The organism is Streptomyces sp. NPDC002092 (assembly GCF_053593775.1).
The window spans coordinates 160,235-186,320 of sequence record NZ_JBSFDG010000009.1; the positions used below are offsets into that span (position 1 = coordinate 160,235).

21 protein-coding genes are annotated in these 26,086 nt (G+C 70.5%); 12 read left to right on the plus strand and 9 right to left on the minus strand.

Translation table 11 applies throughout. From position 1 onward, the window contains the following. Window positions 1-49: 49 nt before the first annotated feature. The 4 genes from ACWCRD_RS22125 (at window position 50) to ACWCRD_RS22140 (ending at window position 3,713) form a co-directional block, all read left to right on the plus strand. On the plus strand, window positions 50-910 hold the full coding sequence (locus ACWCRD_RS22125; protein ID WP_450967515.1) for an aminoglycoside N(3)-acetyltransferase: 861 nt from the start codon (window positions 50-52) through the stop codon (window positions 908-910). A 10-nt stretch (window positions 911-920) separates the two neighbouring features. Next, window positions 921-1,844, plus strand: a complete 924-nt coding sequence (locus ACWCRD_RS22130; protein WP_450967516.1) for an ABC transporter ATP-binding protein — start codon at window positions 921-923, stop codon at window positions 1,842-1,844. A 53-nt stretch (window positions 1,845-1,897) separates the two neighbouring features. Continuing rightward, entirely contained in the window at window positions 1,898-2,614 is a 717-nt protein-coding gene (locus ACWCRD_RS22135) for an ABC transporter permease (protein WP_450967691.1), read from the plus strand. Between the two features lie 88 nt (window positions 2,615-2,702). Beyond that, a complete protein-coding gene (locus ACWCRD_RS22140; protein ID WP_450967517.1) occupies window positions 2,703-3,713 on the plus strand; it encodes a COX15/CtaA family protein in 1,011 nt (336 codons plus the stop codon). A gap of 96 nt (window positions 3,714-3,809) precedes the next feature. On the opposite strand, the gene ACWCRD_RS22145 is transcribed toward ACWCRD_RS22140, so the two are convergent. From ACWCRD_RS22145 to ACWCRD_RS22155, 3 genes are all read right to left on the minus strand, one after another. Beyond that, window positions 3,810-4,916 (minus strand): amidohydrolase family protein, encoded by a 1,107-nt coding sequence (locus ACWCRD_RS22145; protein WP_450967518.1) that lies wholly within the window; start codon window positions 4,914-4,916, stop codon window positions 3,810-3,812. A 57-nt stretch (window positions 4,917-4,973) separates the two neighbouring features. Further along, window positions 4,974-5,306: a hypothetical protein gene (locus ACWCRD_RS22150; RefSeq protein ID WP_181922503.1), complete on the minus strand. Its 333-nt coding sequence runs from the start codon at window positions 5,304-5,306 to the stop codon at window positions 4,974-4,976. Between the two features lie 83 nt (window positions 5,307-5,389). Further along, window positions 5,390-6,343, minus strand: coding sequence for a heme o synthase (locus ACWCRD_RS22155; protein WP_450967519.1), 954 nt, complete (start codon window positions 6,341-6,343; stop codon window positions 5,390-5,392). A gap of 356 nt (window positions 6,344-6,699) precedes the next feature. On the opposite strand from ACWCRD_RS22155, the gene tkt reads away from it, so the two are divergent. Genes tkt through pgl form a run of 5 tightly spaced genes read left to right on the plus strand, consistent with a single transcriptional unit; the run spans window position 6,700 to window position 13,349 of the window. Further along, complete coding sequence (tkt, locus tag ACWCRD_RS22160) at window positions 6,700-8,787, plus strand: transketolase (protein ID WP_450967520.1); 2,088 nt, start codon at window positions 6,700-6,702, stop codon at window positions 8,785-8,787. A 33-nt stretch (window positions 8,788-8,820) separates the two neighbouring features. Next, window positions 8,821-9,939 carry a transaldolase gene (gene tal / locus ACWCRD_RS22165; RefSeq protein WP_450967521.1) on the plus strand — a complete coding sequence of 373 codons (1,119 nt, stop codon included), beginning with the start codon at window positions 8,821-8,823 and terminating at the stop codon, window positions 9,937-9,939. Window positions 9,940-9,943: 4 nt separating this feature from the next. After that, a complete protein-coding gene (gene zwf, locus ACWCRD_RS22170) occupies window positions 9,944-11,482 on the plus strand; it encodes a glucose-6-phosphate dehydrogenase (protein ID WP_450967522.1) in 1,539 nt (512 codons plus the stop codon). Continuing rightward, window positions 11,479-12,570, plus strand: coding sequence for a glucose-6-phosphate dehydrogenase assembly protein OpcA (gene opcA, locus ACWCRD_RS22175; RefSeq protein WP_450967523.1), 1,092 nt, complete (start codon window positions 11,479-11,481; stop codon window positions 12,568-12,570). The genes zwf and opcA overlap by 4 nt, the downstream gene beginning before the upstream one ends. After that, on the plus strand, window positions 12,567-13,349 hold the full coding sequence (gene pgl / locus ACWCRD_RS22180) for a 6-phosphogluconolactonase (protein WP_450967524.1): 783 nt from the start codon (window positions 12,567-12,569) through the stop codon (window positions 13,347-13,349). The genes opcA and pgl overlap by 4 nt, the downstream gene beginning before the upstream one ends. 131 nt (window positions 13,350-13,480) lie before the next feature. Here pgl and ACWCRD_RS22185 read toward each other — a convergent pair whose 3' ends face one another. From ACWCRD_RS22185 to ACWCRD_RS22205, 5 genes are all read right to left on the minus strand, one after another. Then, a complete protein-coding gene (locus ACWCRD_RS22185) occupies window positions 13,481-14,320 on the minus strand; it encodes a carbohydrate ABC transporter permease (RefSeq protein WP_450967525.1) in 840 nt (279 codons plus the stop codon). Next, window positions 14,317-15,678, minus strand: coding sequence for an ABC transporter permease subunit (locus ACWCRD_RS22190; RefSeq protein ID WP_450967526.1), 1,362 nt, complete (start codon window positions 15,676-15,678; stop codon window positions 14,317-14,319). The genes ACWCRD_RS22185 and ACWCRD_RS22190 overlap by 4 nt, the downstream gene beginning before the upstream one ends. Window positions 15,679-15,684: 6 nt before the next feature. After that, on the minus strand, window positions 15,685-17,013 hold the full coding sequence (locus ACWCRD_RS22195) for an ABC transporter substrate-binding protein (protein WP_450967527.1): 1,329 nt from the start codon (window positions 17,011-17,013) through the stop codon (window positions 15,685-15,687). Between the two features lie 66 nt (window positions 17,014-17,079). Further along, a complete protein-coding gene (locus tag ACWCRD_RS22200) occupies window positions 17,080-18,705 on the minus strand; it encodes a glycoside hydrolase family 13 protein (RefSeq protein WP_450967528.1) in 1,626 nt (541 codons plus the stop codon). 135 nt (window positions 18,706-18,840) lie between these two features. After that, on the minus strand, window positions 18,841-20,112 hold the full coding sequence (locus ACWCRD_RS22205; RefSeq protein ID WP_450967529.1) for an ABC transporter substrate-binding protein: 1,272 nt from the start codon (window positions 20,110-20,112) through the stop codon (window positions 18,841-18,843). A gap of 121 nt (window positions 20,113-20,233) precedes the next feature. Here ACWCRD_RS22205 and ACWCRD_RS22210 point away from each other — a divergent pair, with 121 nt between their 5' ends. From ACWCRD_RS22210 to ACWCRD_RS22220, 3 genes are read left to right on the plus strand one after another with little or no spacing between them, the layout of a single operon-like run. Next, entirely contained in the window at window positions 20,234-20,749 is a 516-nt protein-coding gene (locus ACWCRD_RS22210; RefSeq protein WP_030933343.1) for a PadR family transcriptional regulator, read from the plus strand. After that, entirely contained in the window at window positions 20,746-21,498 is a 753-nt protein-coding gene (locus ACWCRD_RS22215; RefSeq protein ID WP_450967530.1) for an ABC transporter ATP-binding protein, read from the plus strand. The genes ACWCRD_RS22210 and ACWCRD_RS22215 overlap by 4 nt, the downstream gene beginning before the upstream one ends. 39 nt (window positions 21,499-21,537) lie before the next feature. Beyond that, a complete protein-coding gene (locus tag ACWCRD_RS22220) occupies window positions 21,538-24,225 on the plus strand; it encodes an ABC transporter permease (RefSeq protein ID WP_450967531.1) in 2,688 nt (895 codons plus the stop codon). 105 nt (window positions 24,226-24,330) lie between these two features. Here the strand turns inward: ACWCRD_RS22220 and pgi are convergent, their stop codons facing one another. After that, on the minus strand, window positions 24,331-25,986 hold the full coding sequence (gene pgi, locus ACWCRD_RS22225; RefSeq protein WP_450967532.1) for a glucose-6-phosphate isomerase: 1,656 nt from the start codon (window positions 25,984-25,986) through the stop codon (window positions 24,331-24,333). Between the last annotated feature and the right edge of the window lie 100 nt (window positions 25,987-26,086).

The following is a 26,086-nucleotide window of genomic DNA, read 5'->3' on the forward strand; positions in this document are numbered from 1 at the left end:
GGGCCAATTCGGTGGCGCCCCCGGGCCCCTTCGGGAACACTCCCCAACCATGCCGACACCCCCTCCGACCGGCCCTCTTGTCACCCGCGACACCATGGCCACAGAGCTGCGCCTACTGGGCGTCAAGACCGGCGAAACCCTCCTCGTGCACTCCTCCCTCAGCAGCCTCGGGTGGGTGTGCGGAGGCGCCGTCGCGGTCGTGCAAGGTCTTCTCGACGCGGTCGGTACGGAGGGCACGATCGTCGTCCCGACCCAGACCGGCGACCTCTCGGACCCGGCGCTGTGGGCGAACCCGCCGGTGCCCGAGGAGTGGTGGGAGCCGATCCGGGCCACCATGCCCGTCTACGACCCGCTGGTCACACCCTCGCGCGGGGTCGGCGTGATCCCGGAGACCGTGCGCACCTGGCCGGGCGCCCGGCGCAGCGCGCACCCGCAGACGTCCTTCGCGGCCCTCGGCCCGCGCACGGCGGAGATCGTCGACGGCCATGCGCCCGACTGCCGGCTCGGCGAGCGCAGCCCGCTGGCACGGCTGGAGGCCTTGGGCGCCCGGGTGCTCCTGCTGGGCGCCGGCTACGACAGCTGCACCGCCTTCCATCTCGCCGAGTACCGGATACCGTCGCCGCTCGTCGCCGTGGGGCGTCCCGCGCCCGGGGGCGGCTGGGAGACGGTGACGGAGGTGTCGATCACCTCCGAGCGGTTCGACGAGCTGGGGTACGACTTCGAGCGGGACCGTGGCGTCGTCCGCGGGAAGGTGGGCGCCGCCGACGTCCGGCTGTTCCCCGTGGCGGACGCGGTGGCGTACGCGGAGCGGTGGCTGGCGGTGCACCGGTCCCGTGAGGACGAGATCCCCGCACCCCCTGGGAGTGGAGATCCTGCACCCGCCCGTCCGGGCCGTGGAAGGCGTACCTAGACTCGGGCCCATGCGAAGTGAGCCCGTGGTCCAGGTTCAGGCCCTGGTGAAGCGGTACGGCAGCAAAACCGCTGTGGACGGCCTCGACCTGGTGGCCCAGGCGGGCGTGACCGCCGTACTCGGCCCGAACGGCGCGGGCAAGACCACGACCGTGGAGACCTGCGAGGGATACCGCAGACCGGACTCGGGCACCGTGCGCGTCCTGGGGCTCGACCCCGTGGGACAAGCGCGCCAACTGCATCCGCGCATCGGCGTGATGCTGCAGTCCGGAGGCGTCTACTCGGGCGCCCGGCCGGACGAGATGCTGCGGCACGTGGCGAAACTGCACGCCGACCCGCTGGACGTGGACGCCCTCATAGAGCGGCTCGGCCTCGGCTCCTGCGGCCGTACGACGTACCGCCGTCTCTCGGGCGGCCAGCAGCAGCGCCTCGCACTCGCGATGGCGGTCGTGGGCCGCCCTGAGCTGGTGTTCCTGGACGAGCCGACCGCGGGCCTGGACCCGCAGGCCCGGCACGCCACCTGGGACCTGGTCCGCGACCTGCGCGCCGACGGCGTCTCGGTGATCCTCACCACGCACTACATGGACGAGGCCGAGCAGCTCGCCGACGACGTCGCGATCATCGACGCCGGCCGGGTCATCGCCCAGGGCTCCCCGGAGGAGCTGTGCCGCGGCGGCGCCGAGAACACCCTCCGCTTCACCGGCCGCCCCGGCCTGGACGTGGGCTCCCTCCTCAAGGCGCTCCCCGCCGACTGCTCGGCCGCGGAGCTGACCCCGGGCTCCTACCGGGTCGTCGGCAAGGTCGACCCGCAGCTGCTGGCGACGGTGGCGTCCTGGTGCGCGCAGCACGGGGTGATGCCGGACAGGATCTCGGTCGAACGGCACACCCTCGAAGACGTGTTTTTGGAGCTCACCGGCAAGGAGCTGCGCTCGTGACCACGGCCACCGGTACGTATGCGCCGAAGCCCGGCGCGGCCCCTCTCCCCCGCATGATCGCCGCGCAGGCGGCGCTCGAGACGAAGATGCTGCTGCGCAACGGCGAACAGCTCCTGCTGACGGTCGTGATCCCGACCCTCCTGCTGGTCCTGTTCAGCTCGGTCGACATCGTGGACACGGGCAAGGGCAAGTCCGTCGACTTCCTCGCCCCCGGCATCCTGGCGCTCGCGGTCATGTCCACGTCATTCACGGGCCAGGCGATCGCCACGGGCTTCGAGCGCCGCTACGGCGTCCTGAAGCGTCTTGCCTCCTCGCCGCTCCCCCGCTGGGGGCTGATGACCGCGAAGACGGCGTCGGTGCTGGTCACGGAGATCCTGCAGGTGATCCTCCTGACGGTGATCGCCTTCGTGCTGGGCTGGTCGCCGCACGGCAACCCGGCAGCCGTCCTGCTCCTGCTGATCCTGGGCACGGCGGCCTTCTCCGGCCTCGGTCTGCTGATGGCGGGCACGCTCAAGGCCGAGGCGACCCTGGCCGCCGCCAACCTGGTCTTCCTGCTGCTGCTCGTGGGCGGCGGCGTGATCGTGCCGATGGACAAGTTCCCGCAGGGAGCGCAGGACGTACTGGGGCTGCTGCCCATCTCGGCGCTGTCGGACGGGTTGCGAGACGTGCTGCAGCACGGAGCCGGAATGCCCTGGGGTGACCTGGGGATCCTGGGCGTGTGGGCAGTCGTCGGGCTGGCAGCGGCCGGGAAGTTCTTCCGCTGGGAGTAGCTGGGCGTAGCTGAGGCCAGCTGGGAGCCGTTCGGGAGACGGGCGCGTCATGGACCCTCGTGAAAGCGTGCACAAGCGGCCCCCTACGATGGAACACGTGCCAAACGTGACCCGCGCCGACGCCGTGGCGGCCTTGCGCAACCCGCTCTCCTTCATCGCCGCACGCTGGACCCCCGAGCCCCGGACGGTCCAGCGGTCGGCTCTTTCCGCGCTCGTCATGTCGGTGGTCATCGTGGTCACCGGCGGCGCGGTGCGGCTGACCGGCTCCGGGCTCGGCTGCCCGACCTGGCCCAAGTGCACCGCGGACTCGCTCGCACCGACGGGCGAGATGAACTTCCACAGCGCCATCGAGTTCGGCAACCGCATGCTGACGTATGTGCTGTGCGCCGCCATCGGCTGGGCGATCATCGCCGCACGCTCCGAGAAGCCGTACCGGCGCAGCCTGACCCGACTCGGCTGGGCCCAGTTCTGGCTGGTCATGGGCAATGCGGTGCTCGGCGGCATCGTGGTCCTGGTCGGCCTCAACCCCTACACGGTCGCCGCCCACTTCCTGCTCGCCTCCGCGCTGATCGCGGTCGCCGTCGTGATGTGGCAGCGCACCCGCGAGGGCGACGGGGCACCCCGCCCGCTGGTCGGCAAGCCGGTGCAGCAGATGGTGTGGTTCCTGGTCCTCGCCACCGTGCTGCTGATCGCGGTGGGCACGGTGGTCACCGGCGCGGGACCGCACGCGGGTGACTCCAGCAAGGTCGAGCGGATCCCGATCGACTGGGAGACGGTCGCCAAGCTGCACGCGGTGCTCGCGTGGATCGTGGTGACGCTCACCTTCGCCCTGTGGTTCGTCCTGAAGGCGGTCGACGCCCCCAAGGACCCGCTGGCCCGCACCCGCGAGCTGTTCCTGGTGCTGCTCGCGCAGGGCGTCATCGGCTACGTCCAGTACTTCACGCACCTGCCCGAGGTCCTCGTCGGGCTGCACATGTTCGGCTCCTGCCTGATCTGGATCTGGGCGCTGCGGGTGCTGCTGGCCCTGCGGGAGCGGCCGGAGGTGGTTGCCGACCTGCCCGGCCCGGCGACCGAGGTGACGGTGGGCACGCGCGCGTAAGCGCTCCGCTGGGAGAAGCGTCGGGACATGCGGTCGATCGTCCGCGGCGCCGTCGTGGCTGGTCGCGCAGTTCCCCGCGCCCCTTCGGGGCGCGGCTCACTCCAGTCCGTACACCCTGCGGGCGTTCCCGGACGCCACCATCCCCGCCACCCGCTGCGCGTCCCCCAGCGACCACGCCCCCTCGGCGACCCAGCCGCCCAGTACCCGCCCCAGGGCCTCCCGGAACAGTCGCGCCCCCACGACGTGCAGCTCGGGCAGGCCATGGGCGCCGCTGGAGAAGAGGATCTTGCCGAACGGGGCCAGTTCCAGGATCTCGGCGAGGACGGTCGCGGCGCGGGCGCCGGTGCGGACCAGGGCGGCTCCCGAGTCGGCGTAGACGTGCGGGAAGACGCCGGCCAGGTGGGCGGCGTGGCGGTGGTAGGGGTAGCCGTGCAGCAGGACCAGGTCGGTGCCCAGGCCTGCCGTCGCGCGGACGAAGTCCGTGAGCAGCACCGGGTCGGTGCGGTCGATGCGCTGGCCCGGTTCGCCGAGACCGGCGTGGAGTTGGAGCGGCAGGCCGGAGGCGACCGCGATCCACAGCAGATGCCGCAGGAGGACGGCGTCGGTCAGCTCGCCGCCGACCCTGCGCCCGGCCAGCCACCGGCCGGCGGCGCCCCGCACCTCACCCGGCCCCGGCGGCTCGGGCGCGAGTGCCAGACCGTGCCGTACGCCCGCGACCGAGGTGAAGGCCACGGCGTTCGCGGCCGCGGCGTGCACCGACTCGGCGAGGTTGGCGAGGAAGGACTCCACGGTGCCGGAGGTGTCGGCGACCTGTTCGGCCAGTAACTCCAGACGGACGATCTCGCGGGCCTCGGCGGCCCCGGCGGACGCCAGCTCGGAGGGGCCGGTCAGATCGCCGGGCAGGCCCGTGTCGACCAGATACGTCGTGATGCCGCTGCCGCGCAGCAGCCTGCGGCCCGTTTCCAGTACGCCCAGTTCACGACGGCGGGCGAGATAGCGGGCGGGCGGACAGTGCGGTTCCAGGCCGAGCAGCGGAGGGCACCAGCGTCGTACGGCGAAACCGGTCTGCGTGTCGAAGAGGGTGGTGCCGGGCGCGGGCGGGCCCTCGGTGCGGGCCAGCTGGGCCTCGAAGGTGCCGAGACCCAGCTCCGTCCTCAGTACGCCGTGGCAGTACTGGTCCACGAGGGACGGCGTTTCGATCATCCGGACTCCCCGTGTGCTGGCCCCTGCTGTCGCAGGGCCTAACGGGTGAACCCGGCACTAGGTGTTGCTAGGACCGCCCACCTGGATCCCCGCCATGCGCGTCCACTCGTACCGGCCCGTCTTCACCTTGGCCGCGAACTCGCCGTCGAAGTCCTCGTGGACGGTGATGCCGGCCTTCTCCACCGCCTTCTCGGCCAGCTCGTACGAGGGCGCCACCAGGTCGCCCCAGCCGCCGTCCTCGCCGACGAGGACGATGCGCGCGCCGCGCTCGCCGATGTAGGCCACCTGGCCCTCGGCCCCGCCGTGCGCCTTGGAGAAGGCGCTGATCTGCTTGGCGAGCCGCGCCACCTTGCGCTCGGCCTTCGGGTCAACCTGCTGAGTCTCTGCCATGGCCAGGATGCTACCGACGGGTAGATCAAACGGCGACGGGCGGGGTGCGTGGCCTTGACCACGCACCCCGCCCGCCTGAGTCACTAACGCAGGAAGGGGTCCACCGCGACGGCGACGAACAGGATCGACACGTAGGTGATGGACCAGTGGAACAGGCGCATCTCCTTCAGCTTGGCGCCCGTCACCTCGGCCTTGGCCCGGTTCTGCAGGCCGTGCGCCTCCCACAGCCAGAAGCCGCCGGCCAGCAGCGCCACCAGGGTGTAGAACCAGCCCGTGTAGCCGAGCGGGGTGAGCAGGAGCGACACCGCGACCATCACCCAGCTGTAGATCACGATCTGCTTGGCGACCACCTTGTTGGAGGCGACGACCGGCAGCATCGGCACGCCCACGCGCGCGTAGTCCTCCTTGACCTTCATGGACAGCGGCCAGTAGTGCGGCGGCGTCCAGAAGAACATGACGAGGAAGAGGATGATCGGCGCCCACGACATGGAGTCGGTGACGGACGACCAGCCGATGAGCACCGGGAGGCAGCCGGCGATGCCGCCCCACACGATGTTCTGCGAGGTACGGCGCTTGAGGATCATCGTGTAGACGACGACGTAGAAGAGGAGTGCGCCGAGGGAGAGCCAGGCGCTCAGCCAGTTGACGGTGAGGCCGAACAGGAGCGTCGAGACGACCGCGAGGGTGATGCCGAAGGCGAGGCACTCGCGGGGGCTGACCATGCCGGTGACCAGTGGTCGCTGCGAGGTGCGGTCCATGAGGGCGTCGATGTCGCGGTCGATGTACATGTTCAGCGCGTTGGCACCGCCCGCCGAGAGGTAGCCGCCGACGCAGGTGAGCAGCACCAGCGTCAGGTCAGGCACGCCCTGCTGGGCGAGGAACATCACCGGAACGGTGGTGATGAGCAGCAGCTCGATGATCCGCGGCTTGGTGAGCGCCACGAACGCCTTGACACGGGCCCCGAACGGCCGGTGACTCGAGCTCCTGCTCTCCCCCAGCACCCCGGCTGGACGGGATTCGACGGCCGTCACGCACACCCCTACAGAGACATCCCAGCAAGCCCCATCCCTGTGAAGTCCCGGTAAAGGCTCGCGCGTACCACGCCACTGTAGACGTTGCCCATACCCCGGCCTTCGCGGGGGTGGGGTCGTGTTGGGAGGGGCCGTACAGAAGCTCGATCGACAGCTCGATTGAGCACTCGGATGAGCCGCTCCGTATTCAGTTGCCGAATGCGATCCGCCCAGTCGGGAGGCGGATCCCCCGTAGGCCCGGCAGTCTGGGATGACTCGAAAAATTGCACGTACTTACGGGGGTAGGCTCGACAGCGGCCGGTGGGCGTCCAGTGCGCCGGCATTCGACATGCGTGACATGTGGAGAGGAGCCCTGACTCAGGGTGAGCACCAAGCCGACCACCACAGACCTCGAGTGGACCGAGTTGGACCAGCGGGCCGTGGACACCGCCCGCGTCCTGGCCGCCGACGCCGTACAGAAGGTCGGCAACGGCCATCCGGGTACGGCGATGAGCCTGGCGCCCGCCGCCTACACCCTCTTCCAGAAGGTGATGCGGCACGACCCGGCCGACCCCGACTGGGTTGCCCGCGACCGCTTCGTGCTGTCCGCCGGTCACTCGTCCCTGACCCTCTACACGCAGCTCTACCTGGCCGGCTTCGGCCTGGAGCTGGACGACCTGAAGGCCTTCCGTACCTGGGGCTCGAAGACCCCGGGCCACCCGGAGTACGGCCACACCAAGGGCGTCGAGACGACGACCGGCCCGCTCGGCCAGGGTGTCGCCAACGCCGTGGGCATGGCGATGGCCGCCCGCTACGAGCGCGGCCTGTTCGACCCGGAGGCCCCGCAGGGCGAGTCCCCCTTCGACCACTTCGTCTTCGCGATCGCCGGTGACGGCTGCCTCCAGGAGGGCATCTCCGCCGAGGCGTCCTCGCTGGCCGGCCACCAGAAGCTCGGCAACCTGATCCTGCTGTGGGACGACAACCACATCTCGATCGAGGGCGACACCGAGACGGCCGTCTCCGAGGACACCGTCAAGCGGTACGAGGCCTACGGCTGGCATGTCCAGCGCATCGCCCCGAAGCCCGACGGCGACCTCGACCCGCACGCCATCTACAACGCGATCGAGGCCGCGAAGCAGGTGACGGACAAGCCGTCCTTCATCGCGATGCGCTCGATCATCGCCTGGCCCGCCCCGAACGCGCAGAACACCGAGGCCGCGCACGGCTCCGCGCTCGGCGACGACGAGGTGGCCGCCACCAAGCGTGTCCTCGGCTTCGACCCGGAGCAGTCCTTCGAGGTCTCCGACGACGTCATCAAGCACACCCGCCAGGCGCTGGAGCGGGGCCGCGAGGCGAAGGCCGAGTGGGAGAAGTCCTTCCAGCTGTGGCGGCAGAACAACCCCGAGCGCGCCGCCGAGTTCGACCGCATCAACGCGGGTGAACTGCCCGCCGGCTGGGAGGACAAGCTCCCCGTCTTCGAGCCGGGCAAGGGTGTCGCGACGCGTGCCGCCTCCGGCAAGGTGCTGCAGGCGCTGGGTGCGGTCATCCCCGAGCTGTGGGGCGGCTCCGCCGACCTCGCCGGGTCGAACAACACGACCATCGACAAGAACTCCTCGTTCCTGCCGGCGGACAACCCCCTGCCGGAGGCGAGCCCGTACGGCCGCACGATCCACTTCGGCATCCGCGAGCACTCCATGGCCGCGGAGATGAACGGCATCGCGCTGCACGGCCACACCCGTATCTACGGCGGTACGTTCCTCGTCTTCTCCGACTACATGCGCAACGCGGTGCGTCTGTCGGCGCTGATGCACCTGCCGGTGACGTACGTGTGGACGCACGACTCCATCGGCCTGGGCGAGGACGGCCCGACGCACCAGCCCATCGAGCACCTCGCGTCCCTGCGCGCCATCCCCGGCCTGAACGTGGTCCGCCCGGCCGACGCCAACGAGACCGCGATCGCCTGGCGCGAGATCCTCAAGCGGTACACCAAGGAGTTCGGCAAGGGCGCCCCGCACGGTCTGGCGCTGACCCGTCAGGGCGTGCCGACGTACGAGCCCAACGAGGACGCGGCCAAGGGCGGTTACGTCCTGTTCGAGGCCGAGGGCGGCGACGCGCAGGTCATCCTGATCGCCACCGGTTCCGAGGTGCATGTCGCCGTCGAGGCGCGTGCGCAGCTGCAGGCCGACGGGGTGCCGACGCGGGTCGTGTCCATGCCGTCCGTGGAGTGGTTCGAGGAGCAGGACCAGGGGTACCGGGACAGCGTTCTGCCGCCGCAGGTGAAGGCGCGGGTCGCGGTCGAGGCCGGCATCGGTCTCACCTGGCACAAGTACGTGGGGGACGCCGGCCGCATCGTTTCCCTGGAGCACTTCGGTGCGTCCGCGGACGGCAAGGTGCTCTTCCGCGAGTTCGGGTTCACTGCGGAGAACGTGGCCGCCAAGGCCCGGGAATCCATCGCCGCCGCCCAGCGCTGACGCTCATATACGACACGTAGGAGATGTAATTCCATGACAGACGCACTCAAGCGCCTCTCCGAAGAAGGCGTCGCGATCTGGCTGGACGACCTGTCGCGCAAGCGGATCACGTCCGGCAACCTCGCCGAGCTGATCGACCAGCAGCACGTCGTGGGCGTCACCACCAACCCGACGATCTTCCAGAAGGCGATCTCCTCGGGCGACGGCTACGAGCAGCAGCTCACCGACCTCGCCGCCCGCAAGGTCACCGTCGAAGAGGCCGTCCGCATGATCACGACGGCGGACGTCCGGGACGCCGCCGACATCCTGCGCCCGGTCTTCGACGCCACCGACGGCCAGGACGGCCGCGTGTCGATCGAGGTCGACCCGCGTCTGGCGCACAACACCAAGGCGACGGTCGCCGAGGCCAAGCAGCTGGCCTGGCTGGTCGACCGCCCCAACACGCTCATCAAGATCCCGGCCACCAAGGCGGGTCTGCCGGCGATCACCGAGGTCATCGGCCTCGGCATCAGCGTCAACGTGACGCTGATCTTCTCGCTGGAGCGCTACCGCGAGGTCATGGACGCCTACCTCTCGGGCCTGGAGAAGGCCAAGGAGCGCGGCCTGGACCTCTCGCTGATCCGCTCGGTCGCGTCCTTCTTCGTGTCCCGCGTGGACACCGAGATCGACAAGCGGCTCGACGGCCTGGGCACCGACGAGGCCAAGGCGCTGCGCGGCAAGGCCGCCGTCGCCAACGCGCGCCTGGCCTACCAGGCGTACGAGGAGGTCTTCGCCTCCGACCGCTGGAGCAAGCTGGAGAACGCGGGCGCCCGCAAGCAGCGTCCGCTGTGGGCCTCCACCGGCGTGAAGGACCCGGCGTACAAGCCGACCCTCTACGTCGACGACCTGGTGGCGCCGAACACGGTGAACACCATGCCGGAGGCCACCCTGCACGCCACCGAGGAGAGCGGCTCGATCACCGGCAACACCGTCGCCGGTACGTACGAGCAGGCCCGCGCCGACATCGACGCCGTCGAGAAGCTCGGGATCTCGTACGACGACGTGGTGCAGCTCCTCGAGGACGAGGGCGTCGAGAAGTTCGAGGCGTCCTGGAACGACCTGCTCAAGTCGACCGAGGCGGAGCTGGAGCGCCTCGCCCCCTCGGAGGGCTGAACCCTTGGCTCCTCTTTCCGGTTCCGGAGCGAACCCGCTTCGTGACCCCGCCGACCGACGGCTCCCGCGTATCGCGGGGCCGTCGGGCCTGGTCATCTTCGGCGTCACGGGCGATCTGTCACGGAAGAAGCTCATGCCCGCCGTGTACGACCTCGCCAACAGGGGTCTGCTGCCGCCGGGCTTCTCCCTCGTCGGGTTCGCGCGCCGCGAGTGGCAGCACGAGGACTTCGCGGCCGAGGTGCACGACGCGGTCAAGGAGCACGCCCGTACGCCGTTCCGCGAGGAGGTCTGGCAGCAGCTCATCCAGGGGATGCGCTTCGTGCAGGGCACCTTCGACGACGACGACGCCTTCGAGCGGCTGCGCGGCACCATCGAGGAGCTCGACAAGGCACAGGGCACGGGCGGCAACTTCGCCTTCTATCTGTCGGTGCCGCCGCGCTCCTTCCCCGTGGTCATCCAGCAGCTGAAGAAGCACGGCCTCGCCGACCAGACCGGCGGTTCCTGGCGCCGCGCGGTCATCGAGAAGCCCTTCGGCCACGACCTGAAGTCCGCCGAGGAGCTCAACAAGGTCGTCCACGAGGTCTTCGCCCCGGACCAGGTCTTCCGCATCGACCACTACCTGGGCAAGGAGACCGTCCAGAACATCCTGGCGCTGCGCTTCGCCAACACGATGTTCGAGCCGATCTGGAACCGGTCCTTCGTGGACCATGTGCAGATCACGATGGCCGAGGACATCGGCATCGGCGGCCGGGCCGGCTACTACGACGGCATCGGCGCCGCCCGTGACGTCATCCAGAACCACCTCCTCCAGCTGATGGCTCTCACGGCCATGGAGGAGCCCGCCTCCTTCGACGCGGACGCGCTGGCCGCCGAGAAGACCAAGGTGCTCGGTGCGGTACGGCTGCCGAAGGACCTGGGCCGGGACACCGTGCGCGGCCAGTACGCGCAGGGCTGGCAGGGCGGCGAGAAGGCGGTCGGGTACCTCCAGGAGGAGGGCATCGACGCCAAGTCGAAGACGGACACGTACGCCGCCATCAAGCTGGAGGTGGACAACCGCCGTTGGGCGGGCGTGCCGTTCTACCTGCGCACCGGCAAGCGTCTGGGCCGCCGGGTCACCGAGATCGCGGTCGTCTTCCAGCGGGCCCCGCACTCCCCCTTCGACCACACGGCGACGGAGGAGCTCGGCAAGAACGCGATCGTCATCCGCGTCCAGCCGGACGAGGGAGTGACGGTCCGCTTCGGCTCCAAGGTGCCGGGCACCTCGATGGAGATCCGGGACGTGTCGATGGACTTCGCCTACGGCGAGTCCTTCACCGAGTCCTCCCCGGAGGCGTACGAGCGTCTGATCCTGGACGTCCTGCTCGGCGACTCGAACCTCTTCCCGCGCACCGAGGAGGTCGAGCTGTCCTGGAAGATCCTCGACCCGATCGAGCAGTACTGGGACCAGAACGGCAGGCCCGCCCAGTACCCGTCCGGCACCTGGGGGCCCGTGGAGGCGGACGAAATGCTCGAGCGAGACGGACGGAGCTGGCGCCGGCCATGAAGATAGACCTCACGGACACCACGGCCAGCAAGATCAACAAGGCGCTGGTGCAGGGCCGCCGTGCCATCGGCACGCCGGCCGTCGGCATGGTGCTCACGCTGGTCATCGTGACGGACGAGGAGAACGCGTACGACGCCCTCAAGGCCGCGAACGACGCCTCGCACGAGCACCCCTCGCGCACCCTCGTGGTCATCAAGCGCGTCTCGCGCTCGCCCCGCGACCGTACGCAGTCCCGGCTGGACGCCGAGGTGCGGGTGGGCGCGGACGCGGGGACGGGTGAGACGGTCGTGCTCCGCCTGTACGGCGAGGTCGCGGACCACGCCCAGTCCGTCGTCCTGCCCCTGCTGCTGCCGGATGCCCCGGTGGTGGTCTGGTGGCCGGTGAACGCGCCCCTCGACCCGGCGAACGACCCGCTGGGCGCGCTGGCCCAGCGCCGGGTGACGGACACGTACGCCGCGGAGCAGCCGGTACGGGAGCTGACGGCGCGCGCCGACACGTACACCCCCGGCGACACCGACCTGTCCTGGACCCGCATCACGCCCTGGCGTTCGATGCTGGCCGCCGCCCTCGACCAGGTCACCTGCGAGGTGGAGGCCGTCGAGGTGGAGGGCGAGGAGTTCAACCCCAGCTGCGAACTGCTGGCGATGTGGCTCGCGGACCGGCTGGACGTGCCGGTGAAGCGGTCGCTGTCGAGCGGGCCGGGTCTGACGGCGGTCCGCATGGCGACCGACACCGGCCGGATAGTCCTGGACCGGGCGGACGGCGCCCTGGCAACCCTGTCCATCCAGGGCCAGCCGGACCGTGCGGTCGCGCTGAAGCGACGTGAGACGGCGGAGCTGATCGCGGAGGAGCTGCGGCGGCTGGATCCGGACGACACGTATGCCTCGGCGCTGCGGTTCGGGGTGGACCGGCTGAACCCTTCGCTGCCCACACCCGACCTCTCGGAGGCCGTGGCCCCCAAAGGAGAAGAGGCCGCCGTCGAAGCCGCTGAGGAAGCTTCCGCACCGGAGGCGGAGGCAGAGTCGCAGGCAAAGGCGCCGGTGAACGACGCGGCCGAGAACAAGGCGACGAAGGCGGCGGCGAAGTGAGTACTCCGCAGCTGGTCGTGCACCACGACAAGGAACTGATGGCGCAGGCCGCCGCGGCCCGCCTCATCACGAAGATCGTGGACGCGCAGGCCTCCCGGGGCTGTGCGTCCGTGGTCCTCACGGGCGGCCGCAACGGCAACGGCCTGCTGGCCGCCCTTGCTGCCGCTCCGGCCCGGGACGCGATCGACTGGGGCCGGCTCGACCTGTGGTGGGGGGACGAGCGCTTCCTGCCGGAGGGCGACCCGGACCGCAATGTCACGCAGGCCCGCGAGGCGCTGCTGGACTCCGTCCCGCTGGATCCGAAGCGGGTGCATGCCATGCCGGCGTCGGACGGGCCGTACGGGGCCGATGTCGAGGCGGCGGCGGAGGGGTATGCGCAGGAGCTGGCCCTGGCGGCCGGTCCGGAGAACCACGGTTCCGTGCCGACCTTCGACGTCCTGATGCTGGGCGTGGGCCCTGACACGCATGTGGCGTCGCTGTTCCCGGAGCTGCCGGCGGTGCGGGAGACGGAGCGGACGGTGGTGGGCGTCCACGGCGCGCCGAAGCCTCCGCCGACGCGGGTGACCCTGACGCTCCCGGCCATCCGTGCGGCGCGTGAGGTGTGGCTGCTGGCGGCCGGGGAGGACAAGGCCGAGGCGGCGGCGATCGCGCTGTCCGGCGCGGGTGAGATCCAGGCCCCGGCGGCGGGCGCCCGCGGGCGCTCCCGCACGCTGTGGCTGCTGGACGCGGCGGCGGCCTCTCAGCTGCCCCGGTCGCTGTATCCACCGGCCTCTCCCTGAGGCGTTTTTCGCCCCCGCCGCCCCTTCCCGTCCCGACCCGGGGGCCAGCCCCCGGACCCCCGCTCCTCAAACGCCGGAGGGGCTGGATTTGGCTCAGCCAATTCAGCCCCTCCGGCGTTTGAAGCCGCCCCTCACTTCACGGACCCAGCCATAACCCCCTGCACAAAGTGCTTCTGGAACGCGAAGAACACCACCACCGGCACCACCAGCGACACAAACGCCCCCGGCGCCAGCACATCGATGTTGCTCCCGAACTGCCGTATCTGCGACTGAAGCTGCACGGTCAACGGCTGCGAGGAACTGTCCGCGAACAACAGTGCCACCAGCATGTCGTTCCACACCCACAGAAACTGGAAGATCGCCAGCGAGGCGATCGCCGGCCGTCCCACGGGCAGCACCAGCCGCGTGAAGATCCGCCACTCGCTCCCGCCGTCCATACGAGCAGCCTCCAGCATCTCCTTCGGCATCTCGGCGAAGTAGTTCCTCAGCAGGAACACCGCGAACGGCAGCCCGTACGCCACATGGAACAGCACGACTCCCGGAATCGTCCCGAACAGCCCCAGCTGGCCGAAGAGTTTGGCCACCGGCAGCAAGCCGATCTGCACCGGCACCACCAACAGGGCCACCACGACCAGGAAGACGGCCTCCCGCCCGGGGAAGTCCAGCCAGGCGAAGGCATATCCGGCCAGCGCCGCCAGCACCACGACCAGCACGGTCGCCGGCACGGAGATCAGCACCGTGTTCCAGAAGGCCTGGGTCATCCCGGAGTTCTTCAGAAGCGCCGAGTAGTTGTCGAAGGACAGCTGCCCCGGGCTGCTGAGCACCGTCCACCAGCCGCTGCTCGCCGAGTCCTGCGAGGACCGCAGCGACGACAGGAACAGCCCTGCGAGCGGCGTCAGCCACACCAGGCCGATCACCACCAGAAAGGCCTGCACAAGCCCATTGCCCAGGCCACGCCTGACCGCTTTCATCGCTGACTCCTCCGGAAACGACGGACGTTGAAGACCATGGCGGGGACCACGAGCAGCAGGAGCAGCACGCCCAGCGCGCTGCCGAGCCCCTGGTTGTTGCCGCCTCCGAAGGACACCAGCCACATCTGGGTGGCGAGCACGGTCGCGTCCTCCTGCACCGGCCCGGGCGCGATGATGTAGACGAGGTCGAAGACCTTCATCACATTGATCACCAGGGTCACGAAGACGACCGTGAGCACCGGCGCCAGCAGCGGCACCGTGATCCGCCTGAAGATCTGCCACTCGTTCGCGCCGTCCATCCGCGCGGCCTCCAGCGCATCGCGCGGCAGCGTCGCGAGCCCGGCGCCGATCAGGACCATCGCGAATCCGGTCCAGATCCACAGATACGCCCCGATGATCGCCGGTGTGACGAGCATGGGCCCGAGCCACGAGATGCCCTGGTACGGCTGCGCGAAGTTCGAGGCGGGCAGCTCCACCGTGTACGAGCCGGACTTCAGCCCCGCGAAGTGGAAGGAGCCGTCAGCGGCAGTCGTCGTACTCCCGGCCGTCTTTCCGTCGTCCGCCACCGCCTCGACCTTCATCTGTGGCAGCCCGCTCTCCCGCCGGTCGACCTGGCCCTGCTTCCCGCCCCCGCCGGGGGTGAAGTCCAGGTAGACGACCCCGCGCAGCTCGTCGGGAGCGGCCTTGCGGTGCGCGGCGCCGTACGCGGGCTCGGCACCGCCCGGCAGGTCCTTCGGCGCGACGCCGACGAGCCCGAGCGCCACCGACTGCCCCGGCGTCACGCTCCCGCTCGTCCGGTACGAGCCGTCCGGCCCCGCCTTCAGCCCCTGGCCCACGCGGGCCCGCGCGGTCGGATACTCCGAGGTGCCCTTGAAGGCGTCGTGCACCGAGACCACGGCCGCGTTGAGCACGCCCTTGTTCGGGTCCTCGTCGTAGGCGAGCCGGAAGATGATGCCCGCCGCCAGGAAGGACACCGCCATCGGCATGAACAGCAGGAGCTTGAAGGCCGTCGCCCAGCGGACCTTCTCCACCAGTACGGCGAGGATCAGGCCGAGCCCGGTCAGCAGCGCGGGCGCCACGACGACCCAGATGGCCGTGTTCCGTACGGCTTTGAGGGTCGCCGGGTCCCGGAACATCTCGGTGTAGTTCTCGCCGCCCACGAAGCGCGTACCGGACGCGTCGAAGAAGCTGCGGCCGACCGAGAACAGCACGGGGTACACGACGAGCGCACCCAGCAGGAGCAGTGCCGGGAAGACGAAGAGCAGGGCGATGAGCCGCGCCCGGCGGCGGGAGCGCCGGGCTCGCTCGACGCCCGCGACCGGGGGCGGACTTGTCTCTTTCACCAAAGTCGCGGTCATGGCGCGTCAGCCCTTGTACGCCTTGGCCGCCGCGGCCTCCAGCTGCGCCGCGGTGCCCTTCGGGTTCGAGGGGTCGCTCAGGAAGTCCTGGAGCAGCTTCCACTCGCCCGCGCCCTTCGTGCCGCCGAACGCCGCCGGCGCCTGGTCGGACATGTCGAAGCGGACCGAATCCCCGGCCGACACAAGGGACTTGGCGGTGGCGCGGGTGACGTCGTCGCCGTAGGAGTCGAGGGACAGCTTCTTGTTCGGGGACAGGAAGCCGCCGGCCTTCGCCCATACGGCGGCGGCCTCCGGGGTCGCCAGGTACTCCAGGAGCTTCATGCCGGCCGTGGCGTTCTTGCCGTCCTTGAGGACGACGGCCGCGTCACCGCCGCTGACCACCGGGGCCTTTCCGCCGTCGACCGCGGGGAAGGGGAAGAAGTTCGCGTCCGTGCCGATGGTCTTGCCGAACTGGTCGTGGGCGACCCCGGCGACGAAGTCGCCCTCGTAGACCATGCCGGCCTCGGGCTTGGGCCCGAAGACCTTCTCCACCGAGCCCGGGAAGTCGGTGTTGAGGGCCTCCTTCTGGCCGCCCGCTATCAGCTGCTTGTCCTTGAACAGCTTGCCGAGGGTGCCGAGCGCCTTGACCACCGAGGCGTCGGTCCACTTCAGCCTGTGGGCGGCCAGGGCGTCGTACTTCTCGGGGCCCGCCTGCGAGAGGTAGATGTTCTCGAACCAGTCGGTGAGGGTCCAGCCGTCCTGCCCGGCGACCGAGAAGGCGGCGAGGCCCGAGTCTGAGACGGTGTGTCCGGCCTTCAGCATCTCGTCGTACGTCTTCGGCGGCTTGACGCCCGCCTGGGTGAGGGCGGCGGGGCTGTACCAGACCGTCGACTTGTGGGCGGCCTTGAAGTAGAGGCCGTACAGGGTGCCGTCGACGCTGCCGTACTTCTTCCACACCGGGGCGTACCCCGTGTCCACGGCCTTCTCGGTGGTGGCGGACAGCGGCTTGAGCCAGCCCTTCTTGGCGAACTGCTGCAACACCCCGACCTGCGGGACCATCACCACATCGGGCGCATTGCCGCCTTCGATCTTGCTGCCGACGACGGTGGAGACGTTGTCGCCGGTGGAGATGAACTGGGTCTTGGCGCCGGTCTTCGCGCTGAAGGCGTCCAGTACCTTCTGGAAGTTCTTCTGCTCGCTGCCGGTCCAGACGCCGGCCACGGTGACCGTCTGCCCGTTGAGCGCCTTGTCGCCGCCGCCCGCGGAGACCGGTCCGCCGCCTCCGCAGGCGGTCGCGCCGAGGGAGAGGGCGAGGGCGGTGCAGCTCGCGAGCCAGGTCGTGCGTCGTCGCATCATCGTTGATGTCCCTTCAAGGGGTGGGAAACTGACGAACAATCAGGGGATAGGGGCGGTCGGTGGTGGTCAGAGGTCGTTGATCCACCAGGCCGCCGTCGAACCGGGCAGCACCCCGGCCGTGCAGGGACCGCTGGAGAGCAGCGGGGTACCGGAGACCGGTGCGGGCATGGGCGCCGTACCGAAGTTGACGGCGCAGACGAGGCCGTCGCCGCGGGTGAAGGCGAGGACGCCCGGCGGGGTCTCCAGCCAGTCGAGCGTTCCCTCGCCCAACTGGGGCAGCGCGGCCCGTAGTTGGAGGCCGTCGCGGTACAGGTGCCAGAAGGAGCGGGTGTCGGCGAGGGCGCGGTCGGTGGCGTACTCGGCGAAGTACGACGGCTGCGGGAGCCACGGCCGCGCGCTTTCGGCGCCGGAGGTGAAGCCGAAGGGTGAGGCCTGCCCGGACCACGGCAGCGGCACCCGGCAGCCGTCGCGGATGCGAGCGCGGCTTCCGGTGCGGCGGAAGATCGGGTCGGTGAGCACGTCGTCGGGCAGGTCGACGACCTCGGGCAGGCCCAGTTCCTCGCCCTGGTAGATGTACGCGGCTCCGGGCAGCGCCAGCATCAGCAGCGCGGCGGCGCGGGCGCGGGCGGTGCCCAGGCCGCTGCCCTCCGGGGCGGGTTCGCCGTAGCGGGTGACGGTGCGGACCTGGTCGTGGTTGTTGAGGACCCAGGTGACCGTGGAGCCCGTGCCGGCGATGTCCTGCATGGCCTCGGTGATGACCTTGCGAAAGGCGTCGGCGTTCCAGGGGGCGCTGAGCAGGTCGAAGAAGAAGGCCTGGTGGAGCTCGTCGGAGCGGACGTACTGCGCGTGTTCGCGTGCGGTCGGCACCGACACCTCGCCGACCAGCAGCCGCTCGCGGCCGTCGCGTGCCGTGTACTCCTCGCACACCGCCCGCCAGTGCCGCCACACGTCGTGCACCTCGGGCTGGTTCCAGGCCAGCGGGTTGACGGAGTCGCGGGTGCGGGCGTCGGCCTCGGGGTCGTCGGAGTCGGGCAGCTCGGGGTGCTTGTAGAGGCCGGCGGCGACGTCGATGCGGAAGCCGTCGATGCCCCGGTCGAGCCAGAAGCGCAGGATCCGGTCGAACTCGGCGCCGGTCTCGGGGTTGCGCCAGTTCCAGTCGGGCTGCTCGGGCGCGAACATGTGCAGGTACCACTGGCCGGGGCGGCCGTCCTGCTCGGTCACCCGGGTCCAGGCGGGGCCGCCGAACATGGAGTGCCAGTTGTTGGGCGGCTGCGAGCCGTCAAGGCCTCGGCCGTCGGCGAAGTGGAAGCGGGCGCGGGCCGCGCTGCCGGGGGCCGAGGCGAGCGCCTCCTGGAACCACGGGTGCTCGCTGGAGCAGTGGTTGGGCACGACGTCCAGCAGCACCTTGACGCCCAGCTTCCGGGCGGCCGCCATCAGCAGGTCGAACTCGGCGAGGTCGCCGAAGAGCGGGTCGACATCGCAGTAGTCGGCCACGTCGTAGCCGTGATCGTGCTGCGGGGACGGATAGAAGGGGCTCAGCCAGATCCCGTCGACGCCCAGCTTCTTCAGATACGGCAGTCCGGCGCGGACCCCGGCCAGATCGCCGATGCCGTCTCCGGTGCTGTCCAGGAAACTGCGGACATACACCTGGTAGATCACCGCGTCACGCCACCAGCGGTACTTACTCAACATGCATGCATGTTAGGTAGGCGTGTCGTGAGGGTGTCAATGAAAGAAACAGAAGCTACTGCTGAGTTGGCATGGCAAAAGCGGACTTACAGGGGCATTCTGAGGCCAGATGAGACTTCCGCGTTACCTAACAGGTAACTAGCGACTGGAGACGGCCGCCAGCTCCCGCGCCAGCCTCTGCACCGCCGCCGCGGGTGTCTCGTGCCCGGTCATCGCGTCGTGCACGACCGCCTGCACCACCAGGCTGACCTGGTCGTAGCGCGGACTCTTGGGGCGCGGCGCGGCATGCAGGACGCTGGTGCGCAGGGTCGGCAGATACGGGAACCGCCGGATCAGCCCGGGGTCCTGGTACAGCGCGGCCCGTACGGGCGGCAGCGCGCCGCGGGTGAGGACCTGGCGCTGGACGGGCTCGCTGGTGAGATACGCGAGCAGGCGCGCGGCGGAGTCGGGGTGCTGCGTGTGCGTGTTGACGGCCAGGTTGGAGCCGCCGAGGACGCTCCTCCCGGGCCCGTCCGGGCCGGGCAGCGGTACGGCGCCGATCTTGCCGGCGACCGGGGAGCCCTTGGCCGAGGCGCCGACGTAGGCGTAGGGCCAGTTGCGCAGGAAGAGCAGACGGCCGTCCTGGAAGGCCTGTTTGGACTCTTCTTCCTTGTAGGTGAGCGCCTTCTTCGGGATCCAGCCCTCGCGCACGCCCCGGGCGAGGAAGCCGATGCCCTCGCGGGCGGCGGCCGAGTCGACGGTGACGCGTGCGCCCTCGTCGCCGAGGATGCTGCCGCCCGCGGAGTAGACGGCCTCGGCGGCGTTGACGGTGAGGCCCTCGTACGGGAGGAACTGCCCCGCGTAGCCGTCGAGTCCGTACTTCGGCGCGATGGTCTTCGCGTCGTACTCCAGCTCGGCCCAGGTGCGCGGCGGCGGGACGCCCTCCTTGGCGAGGATGTCCTTGCGGTAGAGGAGCAGTCCGGCGTTGGTGACGTACGGGACGGCGTACAGATGCCCGTCATAGGTGGCCGTGTCGACGACCGGCTTCAGGAAGCCCTTCATGGGGAAGCGGTCGGGGGGCAGCGGCCGTATCCAGCCCGCCGCCGCGAACTCCGAGGTCCAGCTGACGTCGATGTTGAGCACGTCGAACCGGCTGCGGTCCCCGCCGCGCAGGTCGGTGACCATCTGCGCATGGGTCTCGTCGGCGGAGTCCGGAAGCTCGACGAGGGTGACCTTCTCACCGGGGTGGGTGCGGTTCCAGCCCTGGAGGAGGGGGTCGAGGTAGTTGGTCAGGTCTCCGGCGGTGGCGAGCGTCAACGGCCCACGGCCGCTCGCGGCGCCCTCCTCGGCGTGTGCGCCCGAGGCGATGTATCCGGTCATGACCACGACGAGAACAAGGAGGCCCCTACCCGCGGCATGGATCCACCGCATAGGTTCCTCCCTGTACACCGGCGCCGGGCATCTTCGCCCGGAGTCAGAGGCCATGTATACCTGTTAGGTATGCGCGATACTAGGGCCTGGAGCACATTCCGAGGACAGGAGGACAGCACGAGTGCGCCTGCCCCTCCTGGCACTCCTGGCACGCGGTCCGGCCCATGGCTACGAGCTCAAGCAGGACCTTGAGCAACTGCTGGGCTCCGCGTACCCTCAGCCGAACGTCGGCCAGATCTACGTAACCCTCGGCCGCCTCGAGAAGCAAGGTCTGATCGAGGGCGAGGACGTCGAGCAGTCGAGCCGGCCCAACAAAAAGGTCTACCACCTCACGGACACCGGGCGGGAGGCGCTGCGCGCCTGGTTCGAGGAGCCCGAGGACGAGCCGCGGGTGCGGGACGAGTTCTTCATGAAGCTGGCGCTCGCTCCGCAGACCGGTCTCGCCGAGCAGATCGCCCTGATCAACAAGCAGCGGCGCCAGTACCTCAACACCATGCGCGACCTGTCGAAACTGGCCGCCGCCGAAGACCGCGACAACCGCATCGCCCATCTGCTGATCGAGGGCGCGATGCTGCACCTGCAGGCCGACCTCGACTGGCTGGAACGGTGCCAGGAAGAGCTGGAGGAGCTGGAGTGAGCGACAGTCCCGCTCCCGTGCTGCATGCGGAAGGCCTGGTCAAGACGCACTACGGCGAGGGCGCGCCGGCGCATGCCGTGCGCGGGGTGGACCTGTGCGTCCGGCAGGGCGAGTTCGTCGCCGTCACCGGTCCGTCCGGAGCCGGCAAGTCGACCCTGCTGCATCTGCTGGGCGGGCTGCAGCGGCCGGACGGCGGCAGCATCCGGCTGGACGGCGAGCGCACGGACGCGTGGAGCGAGGCGCGCTGGGCGGTGGAGCGCAGGAAGCGGATCGGGATCGTCTTCCAGTTCTTCAACCTGGTCTCCAATCTGTCGGTCGCCGACAACGTGGAGTTGCCGGCACTGCTCGCGGGGGTCACGCCGAAGCAGGCGCGGGCCGAGCGGGAGCAGCTGCTCGGCGAACTGGGGCTGGGCGGCAAGGAGCGGAGCATGCCGGGCGAGCTGTCCGGCGGCGAGCAGCAGCGGGTCGCGCTGGCCCGCGCCCTGGTCAACCACCCGCCCCTCCTGCTGGCCGACGAGCCCGCGGGCAGCCTGGACAGCAAGGGCACCCGTGAGGTGATGCGGCTGCTGTCCCGCTTCCACCAGCGCGGCCAGACGATCGTGCTGGTCACCCATGACGCCCGGCTGGCGAGCGCCGCGGACCGTGTGATCAGCTTCTTCGACGGCCGGATCGCCGACGACGCGCAGCTGGACGGCACCGGGACGTCCCGCAAGAGCGGGATATCCGGGGTGCTGGAGCTCAGGGACTGACATGCGGGTGTACGACGATCCCCGGAAGGCCTGAGGCGAATGCGAGCAACACTGCGCTGGGCGCACTCCGATCTGCGCACGCACCGCGGCGAGGCGCTGTTCCTTGTCCTCGCCACCGCCGGCATCGTCGTCTCTCTGCTGCTGGCCACGGCCCTGTTCGGATACGCCACCAACCCCTGGCAGCGGATCTTCACCCAGGAGCGCGGCGCGCACGTCTGGATCCACACCGACAAGTCCGCCCAGGTGGGGAAGCTGGCCGGACTGGACGGCGTGGAGTCCGTCGCCGGCCCCTACCCCACCGCCGTCGCCACCCTCGCCGCACGCGGCACCCGCGCCTCGGTCGAACTACGCGCGACCGCCGAGCGCCCCCATGTCGGCCGCCCGCTGCTCACCGCCGGCCACTGGCTGACGGCCGCCACCCCAGACGGCGTGGTCCTGGAGAGCCGCCTCGCCCGCGCCCTCCTCGCCGAACCGGGCGACACACTCACCCTGCCGGGCGCGGCGCGGACGGTGACCGTCGTGGGCGTGGCCGACAGCGCGGAGCCCCGCTACCGCGCGAACGAACAGCCGGGCCTGGTCTGGGCCCTCCCCTCCGCGGTCCCCCACCCCACGGGCCAGGTCATCGGACTGCGCCTGACCGATCCCGAGGACACGGACTACGCCGTCCAGCGCGCCGTGACCGTCCTCGGCGCGGGCGCCATCGGCGAGGTCTCCACCTGGCAGCAGGCCCGCGCCGAGGCACAGGGCGACAACCGGCTGCTTGGGCAGGTCCTGGGCCTGTTCGGCCTCGGCGCACTGGTCGCCGCGGGCCTCGCCGTCCACGGCGCGATCGCCACCCGCATCCGCGGCCACCTCCGCGACATCTCGGTCCTGAAGGCGATCGGATTCACCCCGGCCCAGGTCGTCCGCGTGTTCCTGTTCCAGCACATCGCCTACGCCGTCCTCGGCGCCGCAGCCGCGGCAACGCTCACCGAGACCCTGGGCAGCCACTTCCCCGGCCGCCTCGGAGACGCCCTCGGCGTATGGCAGGGCCTACCGGGCCACACCCCGACCCTCTTCGCCATTCCGGCAGGCGCCGTCCTCTTCATCGGGGCGACAACGGCCCTGGCAGCCTGGCGAGCGGGCCGCGTACCACCGGTCCCGGTGGCGCGGCCTGCGGGGGCGGGGGGCCGGGGGCTGGGTCTGGCCCGTCGAGCACTGGGCCTGGAGGCCCATACTCCCCCAGCCGACCGGCTGTCCGATCGAGCGCCACAATCACCCGCCCCCCACCCCGAAGCCCCATCCGACGACCGCCCCACCGACCCACCGGTCCACTCCCCCGGCTGGCACCTCACGGCCCCCCGGCCTGCGCCTCCAGCAGCCCCCTGCCCCCCGCAGCCCGCCGGCCCCCAGCCTGCGGCCGCGGGAGGCAGGGGGCTGCTGGAGGCGCTTCGGCGGGGGCTGGGGCTGCGGGCGGGCTCCACAGCCGGGGCAGAGCGCCCGTTGTCAGGTCCGGCGGAGGCGGCGTTCAGCGCTCGGCCCGCCGTGTCCGGGCGCCCCGCCCACCGCAGCCTGCGCCCCGCCGCCCCCTCCGGCGGGCACCTCTCCGGCATGGCCCGGTGGGCGCTGGGCGTCGGTGTGCCGCCCGCGCTGGTGCTGGGCTGGCACACTGCCTCGGTGCGTCGGCTGCGGTCCCTGGCCACCGTGGCGCGGCTGGCCCTGCCCCTGCTGCTGATCGTCGTGGCGATGAGTGCCTGGACCACCATCGACCGTTTCCACAGCAGGCCCGAGCAGATAGGGCTGCCGACCGCGCTCACCGTCCACGCCGACGCGGGTCTGAGCGACCGGGCCGCCCGCGCCCTGCTCCAGCGCGACCCGCAGGTCGCCGACGTCTACCCGGGTGTCGAGGTCGCCGCCCTGGTGCCGGGCCAGACGGCCACGATCGCCCTGCGCGGCCTCGGCACCAGCCATGACCCCTACCCGTACACCCTGGCCGAAGGCCGTCCCGCGCGCGGCAGCGACGAGGCGGTGGCCGGGCAGGGTCTCCTGGACCTGCTGGACGTCCGCGTCGGCGACTGGGTGCGGATGACGGTCGGCGACCAGCCGCAGATCCTGCACATCGTGGGCCGCAGCATCGAACCGGAGAACGCCGGCCGGGTCATCTCCACCTCCCTCGACACCCTCCGCGAGAACGACCCGCGCCTCACCCCCACCCTCTACCAGCTCCGCCTGCGCCCCGCAGCCGACCCGCACGCGGTCGCCGGCCGACTGGCCACCGCCGGGCACGGCCGGCTCGACGTGCACGCCGTGACCAACCCGGCCGACGGGCTCTCCCCCCTGCGCTCGGTCGTCGTCGGCCTGATCGCCGTCCTGGCCCTCATCGGGCTCGTCGAACTGCTCACCGCGATCGGCGGCACCGTCCGCGAGGGCGAACGCGATCTGCTCGCCCTCAAGGCCATCGGTCTGTCCCCGCGCCAGATCACCGCGATCACCGTCACGGCCACGGGCTGCACCGCCCTGGCCGCCGTCCTCGCCGGTACGGCCCTTGGCACTCCGCTCGCGCACTGGCTCATCAACTCGCAGGGCAGATCCAGCGGCATCGGCGCCGGGATCGCCCAGAGCCCGTCGCCGGTGCTGCTCGTGCTCTTCGGCGCCGCCGCCGTGCTCGGCGCGGCCGCACTCGCCGCCCTCCCGGCGGCACGCGCGGCAAGACGACGGCTCGCGGACACCCTCAGCGCGGTGGCCTGACCGGGGCCCGCCCGGACCCTCAACTGCCGTAGAAATCCCGCGGATTGCACGGCGGGAAGCGGACGGTCACGCACCGCTCGCTTCCCCCAGGCCTCCCCGGCGGTGTTACGCCCGGCCCCGCAGCTCCCGGTACTTGGCGACCAGTGCCGTGCTGGACTCGTCCAGGCCCGCCACCGCAGCCCCCTCGGTCAGTGCGGGCTCGACCCGCTTGGCCAGCACCTTGCCGAGCTCGACGCCCCACTGGTCGAAGGAGTCGATGTTCCACACCGCACCCTGCACGAACACCTTGTGCTCGTACAGCGCGACCAACTGGCCCAGCACGGACGGCGTCAGCTCGCGCGCCAGGATCGTCGTCGTCGGGTGATTGCCCTTGAACGTCTTGTGCGCCACCAGCTCCTCCGGCACACCCTCGGCCCGCACCTCGTCCGGTGTCTTGCCGAAGGCGAGGGCCTGCGTCTGTGCGAAGAAGTTCGCCATCAGCAGGTCGTGCTGCGCCTTGAGCCCCTCGCTCAGCTCGGCCACCGGCTCGGCGAACCCGATGAAGTCCGCCGGGATCAGCTTCGTGCCCTGATGGATGAGCTGGTAGTAGGCGTGCTGCCCGTTGGTGCCCGGTGTACCCCACACCACCGGCCCCGTCTGCCAGTCCACCTCCCGCCCGTCCCGGCCCACGTACTTGCCGTTGGACTCCATGTCCAGCTGCTGCAGATAGGCGGTGAACTTGGAGAGGTAGTGGCTGTACGGCAGCACCGCATGCGACTGGGCGTCGTGGAAGTTGCCGTACCAGATGCCCAACAGGCCCAGCAGCAAGGGCACGTTGGACTCCGCGGGTGCCGACCTGAAGTGCTCGTCCACCAGCCGGAACCCGTCGAGCATCTCCCGGAAACGATCCGGCCCGATGGCGATCATCAGCGCCAGCCCGATCGCCGAGTCGTACGAGTACCGGCCGCCGACCCAGTCCCAGAACTCGAACATGTTCGCCGTGTCGATGCCGAACTCCGACACCTTCCCGGCGTTCGTCGACAGCGCCACGAAGTGCCGGGCGACGGCCTCCTGACCGGCTTTCAGCTCGCCGAGCAGCCACTCCCGCGCCGAGGTCGCGTTCGTGATCGTCTCGATGGTGGTGAAGGTCTTGGAGGCGATGACGAACAGCGTCTGAGCCGCATCCAGGTCGCGGATGGCCTCGTGCAGGTCGGCGCCGTCGACGTTCGACACGAAGCGGACCGTGAGGTCCCGGTCGGTGTAGCTGCGCAGCACCTCGTACGCCATCGCCGGGCCCAGGTCGGAGCCACCGATACCGATGTTGACGACGTTCTTGATGCGCTTGCCGGTGTGGCCCGTCCAGGCGCCGGAGCGCACCCGCTCGGCGAACTCGGCCATCCTGTCGAGCACCGCGTGCACACCCGGGACGACGTTCTCCCCGTCGACCTCGATCACCGCGTCCCGCGGGGCGCGCAGCGCGGTGTGCAGGACGGCGCGGTCCTCGGTCGTGTTGATCTTCTCGCCGCGGAACATGGCGTCCCGCAGGCCGAAGACATCGGTGGCGGCGGCCAGCTCGCGCAGCAGCCGCAGGGTCTCGTCAGTGATGAGGTGCTTGGAGTAGTCGATGTACAGATCGCCGACCTGGAGCGTGTACCCCGCGCCGCGTCCCGGGTCGGCGGCGAACAGGTCCCGCAGCCGCACTTCGCCGAGCTCCTCACGGTGCTTGGCCAGCGCGGTCCACTCGGGCGTCTGGTTGAGCCTGTTACGGACGTCTGCGTTCATTTCGGACTTCAGCCTTCTTTCCTGCCTTGCCCCGCTGCCGGTCCCAACCTAGTTGATCAGCGCGTGACATGAGCCGTCGTGGTGTCGCCGTGCGGCGCAA